This window comes from Microbacterium umsixpiens (assembly GCF_053543675.1).
Window position 1 is genome coordinate 1 of sequence record NZ_JBLVOH010000032.1, and the last position, 8770, is coordinate 8770.

Annotated in this window: 6 protein-coding genes; 4 read left to right on the forward strand and 2 right to left on the reverse strand. The window is 70.5% G+C overall.

Annotated elements, in window-relative coordinates; translation table 11 throughout:
* The first annotated feature begins 62 nt into the window (after positions 1-62).
* Complete coding sequence (locus tag ACNPM4_RS03350) at positions 63-1046, forward strand: o-succinylbenzoate synthase (RefSeq protein WP_448984690.1); 984 nt, start codon at positions 63-65, stop codon at positions 1044-1046.
* Between the two features lie 36 nt (positions 1047-1082).
* Here the strand turns inward: ACNPM4_RS03350 and ACNPM4_RS03355 are convergent, their stop codons facing one another.
* On the reverse strand, positions 1083-1709 hold the full coding sequence (locus ACNPM4_RS03355; RefSeq protein WP_448984691.1) for a helix-turn-helix domain-containing protein: 627 nt from the start codon (positions 1707-1709) through the stop codon (positions 1083-1085).
* Positions 1710-1787: 78 nt separating this feature from the next.
* Here ACNPM4_RS03355 and ACNPM4_RS03360 point away from each other — a divergent pair, with 78 nt between their 5' ends.
* Positions 1788-3227, forward strand: a complete 1440-nt coding sequence (locus tag ACNPM4_RS03360; RefSeq protein ID WP_448984692.1) for an MFS transporter — start codon at positions 1788-1790, stop codon at positions 3225-3227.
* Here ACNPM4_RS03360 and ACNPM4_RS03365 read toward each other — a convergent pair.
* On the reverse strand, positions 3214-3837 hold the full coding sequence (locus ACNPM4_RS03365; RefSeq protein ID WP_167634286.1) for a TetR/AcrR family transcriptional regulator: 624 nt from the start codon (positions 3835-3837) through the stop codon (positions 3214-3216). The two genes, ACNPM4_RS03360 and ACNPM4_RS03365, sit on opposite strands and share 14 nt — an antisense overlap.
* A 131-nt stretch (positions 3838-3968) precedes the next feature.
* On the opposite strand from ACNPM4_RS03365, the gene ACNPM4_RS03370 reads away from it, so the two are divergent.
* Both ACNPM4_RS03370 and ACNPM4_RS03375 read left to right on the forward strand, forming a co-directional pair.
* The gene (locus ACNPM4_RS03370; protein WP_448984693.1) at positions 3969-6755 is read left to right on the forward strand and encodes an MMPL family transporter; all 2787 of its coding nucleotides are present in this window, start codon (positions 3969-3971) and stop codon (positions 6753-6755) included.
* A complete protein-coding gene (locus tag ACNPM4_RS03375) occupies positions 6752-8716 on the forward strand; it encodes a YhgE/Pip domain-containing protein (RefSeq protein WP_448984694.1) in 1965 nt (654 codons plus the stop codon). The genes ACNPM4_RS03370 and ACNPM4_RS03375 overlap by 4 nt, the downstream gene beginning before the upstream one ends.
* The last annotated feature ends 54 nt before the right edge of the window (positions 8717-8770 follow it).

Genomic DNA, 8770 nt, shown 5'->3' on the forward strand with positions numbered 1-8770 from the left:
GCGGGGCGACTCACCCGGGGGACGAGCGGCGCCGGGGGGCTTCCACGGAGCAGAATGGGCACATGATCCCGCCGCTCGCAGACCTGATCGACTCGGCCAGGGTCGTCGCCCTCCCGATGCACAGCCGCTTCCGCGGCGTCGAGGTGCGGGAGGCGCTCCTCTTCGAGGGCCCGCGGGGATGGGCGGAGTTCTCGCCGTTCGTGGAGTACGAGGATGCCGAGGCCGCGACCTGGCTCGCCGCGGCGATCGACTTCGCGTGGCGCGAGCAACCGGCGCCGCTGCGCGACCGGATCGGCGTGAACGCGACGATCCCCGCGGTGGACGCCGCCCGCGTCGCCGACGTGCTGGACCGGTTCCCCGGATGCCGCACCGCCAAGGTCAAGGTCGCCGAACCGGGTCAGAACCTCGCCGACGATGTGGCACGAGTCCGCGCCGTGCGTGAGGCGATGGGACCAGAGGGACGCATCCGCGTGGATGCCAACGGCGCCTGGAACGTCGACGAGGCCGAGCACGCCGTCCACGCCCTGGGCGAGTACGACCTGGAGTACGTGGAGCAGCCCTGCGCGACCGTGCCGGAGCTCGCGGATCTGCGCAAGCGGGTCAAGTACATGGGCATCCCGATCGCCGCCGACGAGAGCGTGCGCAAGTCCTCCGACCCGCTCGCCGTCGCCCGCGCCGGTGCGGCCGATCTGCTCGTCATCAAGGCGCAGCCGCTCGGCGGCATCACCCACGCGCTGCAGATCGTCACCGCGGCGGGGCTCCCGGTCGTGGTCTCGAGTGCTCTCGACACCGCGATCGGCCTGTCGCAGGGTGCCGCACTGGCCGCAGCCCTCCCGACGCTGGATTACGACTGCGGGCTCGGTACCGCGTCGCTCTTCCTCGACGACGTGGCGGACCTGCGTCCCGTCGACGGCTCGATCCCGGTGGGTCGAGTGACGCCGGATGCCGATGCGCTCAGCCGTCTCGCGGCCTCAGATGAGCGCCGTGAGTGGTGGGTGGCACGGCTCGCCCGCTGCCACTACGAACTGACTTCACGCGCGAACTGAACCGATCCGGATCGTCGAGCGACGCCGCAGCGGAGGTCAGTGCGCCTCCGCGTGCTGACCGAGAACCTCGGCGAGGTGACGCGTCGCCAGATCCGCACTGCGGGGCCCCGGGTCGCCGTCTGTGCCGAAGATCGTGAGGATCTCGGCGTCATGCTCCCCGTCGGCGCCGAACCAGTGCGGCGTTCGGGTGTCGAACTCCGCGACCTCTCCCGCGTCGAGCATCACGTCGCGGTCGCCGACGATGAGCCGGATGCGGCCGGTGAGCACGTACATCCAGGATGAACCTTCGTGCGCGGTGAGCTTCGGCTCCGACGCCTCCCGCGGCACGATGATCTTCCACGCATGCCTCTCCCCCGGCTGGCGAGTGAGCGCCACCACGGTCCGACCGTTGACGCGTCGCGGGCGTAGTCGTACGCGCGGATCTCCGGTCTCGGGAGCACCGACAAGGTCGTCGAGGGAGACCCGATACATCCGCGCGAGCGGCAGCAGCAACTCGAGGCTCGGACGCCGCTGACCGGTCTCCAGGCGCGACAGTGTGCTCTTCGAGATCCGGGTGGCTGTGGCGACTTCGGTCAGCGTGAGGCCGCGGCGAGCGCGCAGCGACTGAAGACGGGGACCGATCTGCTCCAGCGTCGCGTCGAGCACCGATTCCTGTTGTTCCATGGCTTCATAGGACCACGGGCGTCCCTGTTTCGGCAACACAAGTTGCTGGTCGAACGTTCCGCGATCGATGCTGAGGACATGACGGAGACTTCCACCCCCACGCCCCTCCTGCGCGCGGGCACGGCCGGGCTCGCCCTCAGCGTCCTGGTCGCATCGCTCGGGACCAGCGCCGCGAACGTCGCGCTCCCCACGATCGCCGCGGAACTCGACGGCACCTTCGCGCAGACGCAGTGGGTGGCTCTCGCGTACCTGCTGGCGATGACGGCGACGAGCCTCACGGTGGGACACCTGGGCGACCTGCTCGGCCGGCGTCGGGTGTTGCTGCTCGGCATCGCGGTCTTCACGATCGCGGCCGCGCTGTCTGCGATCGCGCCGATCCTGTGGATGCTGATCGCCGCCCGCGCGCTGCAGGGCATCGGCGCCGCCGTCATGATGGCGCTCCCTTTGGCGCGCGCCCGCGACCTGGTCCCGCCGGATCGCCTGGGGCGCGTCATGGGCCTGCTCGGCACCACGGCAGCGGTGGGGACCGCCTCCGGTCCGGCGCTCGGCGGTCTCCTGATCACGGTGGCGGGTTGGCCGGCGATCTTCGCCGCCATGGTGCCGCTCGGACTCCTCGCCGCAGCCCTGGCGGCCGCGACCGGAGCGGAAGCACGGCAGGCAGGCAGTCCCCGACGCGGCTTCGACCTTCCGGGCATGGTTCTGCTGACGGTGGCCGTCGCCCTCTACACGCTCGGCGTCACCGCACCGGGCGATCAGGCCTCGTGGCCGACGCTGCCACTCCTCGGCGGAGCCGTCACCGCCGCCGTGCTGTTCATGATGCGCGAGCGTCGCGCGAGCCACCCGCTGCTGCCGCCGGTACTGCTCAGGAACCGCAGTATCTCGCGCGGCGCGATCCTCAACCTCATCGTGGGCACCGTCATGATGAGCACCCTCGTGGTCGGCCCCTTCTTCCTCGCGGGCGCTCTGCACCTGCCGCCGGCGGCGATCGGCGCCGTCATGGCGGCCGGTCCACTCGCTTCGATCTGCACCGGCGTGCTGGCCGGACGCGCGGTCGACCGGTTCGGCACGCACCGCATGACGTCGGTCGGACTCGGCGGCATGCTCCTCGGGGCACTCGCGCTCGCGCTGCTGCCGGCCTGGTGCGGGCTGCCGGGCTACGTCACGGGCACCGTGCTGCTCGCTCCCGGCTACCAGCTGTTCCTCGCCGCCAACAACACCGGCGTTCTGAACTCGACCCCCGCCGACCGTCGCGGTGCGGCCTCGGGCCTCCTGGGACTCTCCCGCAATCTCGGTCTCGTCACCGGTGCCTCCGTGCTCGCCGCGCTTTTCGCGGCAGCATCCGGTTCCGGCGAGATCGCAGCCGCCTCCCCGGACGCGCTGACCCCTGCGTTGCGGACGACGTTCCTCGTGACGGCCGCGCTCCTGGCAGCCGGCGCCCTGCTGTCGCTCGCGCCGAACCGCGCACGATCGAGCGATTCCGCGCCCGATGCTTCGGCGACTCGCGCTACGACTCGATGATCAGCTGCACGAGCCGCCCGAGCTGCTCGCTGCCCGCCTGGCGCAGCTGCGCGTCGTCCTGGCCGGCCATCGCCCCGCGCACGGTCATGCCCTCCCAGAGGATCATGAGCATGCGTGCCGCGGTCTCGGCCGGCAGGCGCAGCTTCAACGCACTGACCGAGACGATGTCGTCGATGATCTGCGCGATGCTCGCGACCATCTCGCTCTCCTGTGCGAGGTAGGCCTCGCCGAACTTCGCGTCGCGCAGAGCCCGGATGCGGATCTCACTCAGCAGCATCACGCCCAGGCGGTCGTCGCCGCCGAGCTCCATGATCTGCTGCACGAGCTCGATCGGATCGCACCCCTCGACCAGGGCGCCCTCGGCGGTCAGCTCCTCGACGCGGGTGCGCACTCCGCTCACGCGCACGTCGGAGACGCTCGCGGCGAGCATGAGGAACAGCTCGTCCTTGGATTCGAAGTTCGAGTAGAACGCGCCGCGGGTGAATCCGGCTCGCTCGCACACGGCCTCGACCGAGGCGCCGTCGAGACCGACCTCGGCGAAGACCTGCGCGGCGGCCTCGAGCAGACGGGCACGCGTGTTCTCACGGCTGCGGGTTGCGGGTGTCGACATCGAAACCTCCTGACCCTTCACTCTCGCACGATTCACACCCGGCACACAGATTCCGACGTGCCGGTCAATTTACGATACATGTATGTATCGGATACACCTGTGTATCCAATCAGTACCCCTCGGAGGAACGCGTGTCCACACTCCTGTCCTCGCTCGGCCGCTGGTCCTTCCGGCACCCCTGGCGAGTCCTCGTGTCCTGGCTGCTCGCGCTCGGCATCGCCGGAGCCGGAGCACTCGTGCTGGGAGCGGGCACCGACAACACGTTCTCGATCCCCGGCACTGAATCGCAGGCTGGCCTCGAGCAGCTCTCGCGGTCGTTCCCGCAGGTGAGCGGCACGAACGCGCAGTTCATCGTCGTGGCAGCCGACGGCGACGAGATCACCGCCGACGACTACCGCGACCACATCGAGGATGCCGTCGACGAACTCGGCGACCTCGACGGTGTGCTCGCCGCCACCTCGCCCTACGACGAGATGGTCGAGGGCATGATCAACGACGACGACACCGCCGCCATCGTGCGCGTGCAGTTCGACGGCGAGTCCACCGACGTCTCGGATGACACGAAGGATGCGCTGCGCTCCGTCGTGAGCGACCTCGACGCCGAGCTCCCCGATGGTGCGCAGACCTCGCTGGGCGGCGACCTCTTCGCGATCTCGATCCCCGGTGTCACGCTCACTGAGGCGGTCGGCCTCCTGATCGCGTTGCTCGTGTTGATCGTCACCTTCCGCTCCTTCGTCGTGGCCGGCCTGCCGCTGCTCACAGCGATCCTCGGTGTCGGCATCTCGATGGCGGGCATCTTCACCGCGACCGCGTTCGCCACCGTGTCGTCCACCACCCCGCTGCTCGCGCTCATGCTCGGACTCGCGGTCGGCATCGACTATGCGCTGTTCATCATGGCGCGACATCAGGACCAGGTCCGTGAGGGCGTCGATCCCGAAGAATCCGCCTCGCGCGCCGTCGGCACCGCCGGATCGGCCGTCGTCTTCGCCGGCGTCACGGTGCTCATCGCGCTGATCGGCCTCGGCTTCGCCGGCATCCCGTTCCTGACGACCATGGGCATCGCGGCCTCCGTCTCGGTCGCCGTCGCGGTCGCGATCGCGGTCACGCTGACCCCGGCATTCCTCGGCTTCATGAAGGGCAAGGTGGTGGGTCGCCCGAGGCGCGCGCCGAAGGCGAAGAAGAACGCAGACAGCGACGATGCGCCCGCCGCTCCGGTGCGCGCGAAGGGCAGCGCGCGGTGGGTGAACGGCGTCACCAAGCGCCCGATCCTCGTCTCGCTCGCCGTCGTGATCGGCCTCGGCATCGTGGCCATCCCCGCACTCAGCCTCAACCTCGCACTTCCGAACGCGGGCGTGCTGCCGAAGGACTCGGAGGCGCGTCAGACCTACGACCTGGTCGCCGACGAGTTCGGGCCGGGGTTCAACGGGCCGATGATCCTCACCGGCACCATCGTCACCTCCACCGACCCGCTCACGCTGATGGAAGACCTCGGGGATGCCGTCGCCGAGGTTCCCGGCGTCAAGGAGGTCGCCCTCGCGACGCCGAACGAGACGGCCGACACCGGGATCGTGCAGATCGTCCCGGAGACCGCCCCGGACGACCCGGCGACCGCCGACCTCGTGCGCGAGCTGCGGAGCCATCACGACGAGTGGCTCGATGAGTTCGGGATCGACCTCAAGGTCACCGGCTTCACCGCCGTCGGCATCGACATCTCCGACCAGCTGGGCAATGCGCTGCTGCCGTTCGGCATCTTCGTGATCGGGCTCTCGCTCATCCTGCTCACCATCGTCTTCCGCTCGCTGTGGGTGCCGATCACCGCAGCCGCCGGCTACCTGCTCTCGATCGTCGCCGCGTTCGGCGTGGTCGGCGCCGTGTTCGAGTGGGGCTGGTTCGCCGATCTGCTGCACGTCGCCAAGGTCGGCCCGATCATCAGCTTCATGCCGATCATCCTGATGGGCGTGCTGTTCGGGCTCGCGATGGACTACCAGGTGTTCCTCGTCTCGCGGATGCGCGAGGACTTCGTGCACGACCCCGACTCGAAGAGCCCTGATCGGGCCACGCGACGCGCTGCCGCGCTGCGCACCGTCCGCAGCGGCTTCACGGGCTCGGCCAAGGTGGTCACGGCCGCGGGACTCATCATGTTCGCGGTCTTCGTGGCGTTCGTCCCCGAGGGCGACTCGTCGCTGAAACCCATCGCCCTGGGCCTCGCGGCCGGCATCGCGATCGACGCCTTCCTGGTGCGGATGACACTGATCCCCGCCCTCATGGCGATCCTCGGCGAGCGCGCCTGGGAGCTGCCCGCGTGGCTGGAGAAGATCCTCCCGCGGGTCGACGTCGAGGGCGAGGCCGTGGAGCGCGAGCGCCACCTGGCCGAATGGCCGGGAGATGGCTCGATCGTCGCCGCGGATGATCTCGACATCAGCGCCGATGCGCCGATCGTCGAGAACCTGTCGCTGCGCATCCCGGAAGGCGGGGCGCTCGTCGCGACCGGTGGCGACGTGCGGGCACGACGGGCACTGGCGCTCACGATCGCGGGCCGGGTGACACCTACCGACGGTCGGCTCCGCGTCGCGGGCCATCTGCTGCCCGGACGCGGCGCCTGGGTGCGCGCGCACGTCGGCTGCGTGCTGGTCGACGACGCCGACACCGCCCTCGCCGATCTCGCCGAGGCGCTGCGCGGAAAGTCGCAGATCGTCGTGATCGACGGGATCGATCGCCTGACCGGCGGCCAGCACGACCAGGCCGCCGCGATGCTCCGCGATGCCGCCGCCTCCCGCACGCTCGCGGTGTTCGCCACCGCCTCCGATGCCGACGCGGCACGGACCACTCTCGCGGAGGCCGGTTGGCCCGCCGCCGAAACTCTCGACACGCGTGCTCCTCGCCGGAGCACCGCCGAATCCACCGAGGTGACCGCATGACCCTCCCCATCGAGCGCGCGCGCTCCCGCAAGCCCATCACGTGGCTGACCATCCTCGGCGTGCTGCTGCTTCCCGCAGCGGTCGGCGGCATCCTGGTCGCGGCCCTGCAGAACCCGACCGAGCGTCTGGACTCGATGACCGCGGCGATCGTCAACCTCGACGAGCCGGTCACCATCGACGACCAGGTCACCCCGCTCGGACGCCAGCTCGCCGCAGGTCTCGTCGAGGGGTCGGACGACCTCGACTCGAACCTGACCTGGGTGATCTCGAACGAAGAGGATGCGGCCGACGGCCTCGCCGACGGCTCGTACCAGGCGGTCATCACCATCCCCGAGGAGTTCTCCGCGGCGGCCACCTCGGCCGGTCAGGCGATCTCGGACGGCGGCGGTGAGGCTGAGCAGGCCACCATCACCGTGACCACTCCCGACGACGGCCTCGTCGCCGACGACCTCATCACCGGCCAGATCGCCGATGTCGCGGCCTCGACGATGGGCACCATGCTGTCCGAGGCGACGACCGAGAACATCCTGGTCGGCTTCACCACCATCGGCGACCAGATCGGCGAAGCGGCCGATGGCGCACTGAAGCTCGCGAACGGTGCGCGGGACGCCGCGACCGGAGCGGCAGCCATCCCCGACGGTGCCACGAAGCTGGCCTCGGGCGCGGGTGAACTCGGCACGGGTGCGTCGTCGCTCGCCTCGGGGCTGGACACGATCGCCGGCAAGACGCGGGAGGCCGCGGCAGGTGCTGCGCAGATCGGGTCGGGGCTCACCGGCGGGGCCACGACGCTGTCGCAGAACGGGCTGGTGCCTGATCCACTCTTCAAGGGCGCGAACGGCGCCTCTCAGCTGGCTGGCGGAGTGGCAAAGGGCGTTTCCGGATTGTCCACGGGACTCGATGGCCTCCTTGCCAAGTGCGCGGCCGCAGCCACCCCGGAGTTCTGCGGCGAGCTCAGCGCCATCGCCGACGGGGCGGACACGCTCGTCGACACAGCGAACACGTCCGCGGGTGCGGCGGCCGGCACGGCCGCGGGCCTGACCGCGTTCGACACCGAGGCCACGTCGCAGCTCTCCTCTCAGATGTCTCAGGCCGGTGCGGGAGCCACCCAGCTCTCCGGCGGACTCACCCAGCTCGCTGACCAGGGCATCGCCGCATCCGCCACCGGAGCACGCGGGATCGCGACCGGTGCGACCCAGCTGTCCACCGGCGCGACCGCACTGGCCGACGGCACGACCGAGCTGGCGACCGGGATCGACACCCTGGCGACCGGGACCGGTGACCTCGCGGGCGGGCTGCGCACGGCATCCGACTCGCTCCCCTCGTTCAGCGACAGCGATTCGAAGTCGCTCGCCTCGGTGATCGCCGACCCGGTGTCGTCGAACTCCTCGATGGACACGATCTTCGGGCCGACCGCTATCCCGCTCCTCGCCGCCGTCGTGCTGTGGTTCGGCGGACTCGCCACCTTCGTGGTGATGCGCGCCCACACCGCCCGCACTCTCACGTCCCGTCGCTCGTCCGCCGCGCTGACGCTGCGTGCGTTCGCGCCCGCCGCCCTGATCGGCGCGGGCCAGGGGCTGCTGGTGTCACTGATCGTGCAGATCGTCGCGAGCTACGACGCCGCGGCGTGGTGGGCGTTCGCGGGCACCGCTGTGCTCGCCGGAGTGGCGTTCGCTGCCGTGAACCAGGCGCTGGTCGCCCTGTTCGGCGGCGTCGGACGATGGATCTCCGCCCTCGTCGGTGTGCTCGCCGTCGCGACGGGGCTCATCTCGACTGTGCCCGGCTGGCTCGCCAGCATCGGCGCCGCGCTCCCCACGGCTCCCGCGTTCGCCGGGCTGATCGCCGGCAGCGGCTCGGCCGTCGCTGCGCTGGTGGTGTGGGGCGTGCTGTCTCTGGTCGCGACCACGCTCGCGGTCACCCTCCGTCGGACGACCTCGGCCAAGGCGGTCCTCGCCACCGCCTGACCGGTCTACCCCGCCCACTGCCCGCTCGCCTCTGCGAAAACGGAGACCAGCCGC

Bases quoted from the DNA above. Each gene is read 5' to 3' on its own strand.
- ACNPM4_RS03355 (WP_448984691.1), bottom strand. From the start codon at position 1,709: ATGGAACAACAGGAATCGGTGCTCGACGCGACGCTGGAGCAGATCGGT.
- ACNPM4_RS03350 (WP_448984690.1), top strand. From the start codon at position 63: ATGATCCCGCCGCTCGCAGACCTGATCGACTCGGCCAGGGTCGTCGCC.
- ACNPM4_RS03365 (WP_167634286.1), bottom strand. From the start codon at position 3,837: ATGTCGACACCCGCAACCCGCAGCCGTGAGAACACGCGTGCCCGTCTG.
- ACNPM4_RS03375 (WP_448984694.1), top strand. From the start codon at position 6,752: ATGACCCTCCCCATCGAGCGCGCGCGCTCCCGCAAGCCCATCACGTGG.
- ACNPM4_RS03360 (WP_448984692.1), top strand. From the start codon at position 1,788: ATGACGGAGACTTCCACCCCCACGCCCCTCCTGCGCGCGGGCACGGCC.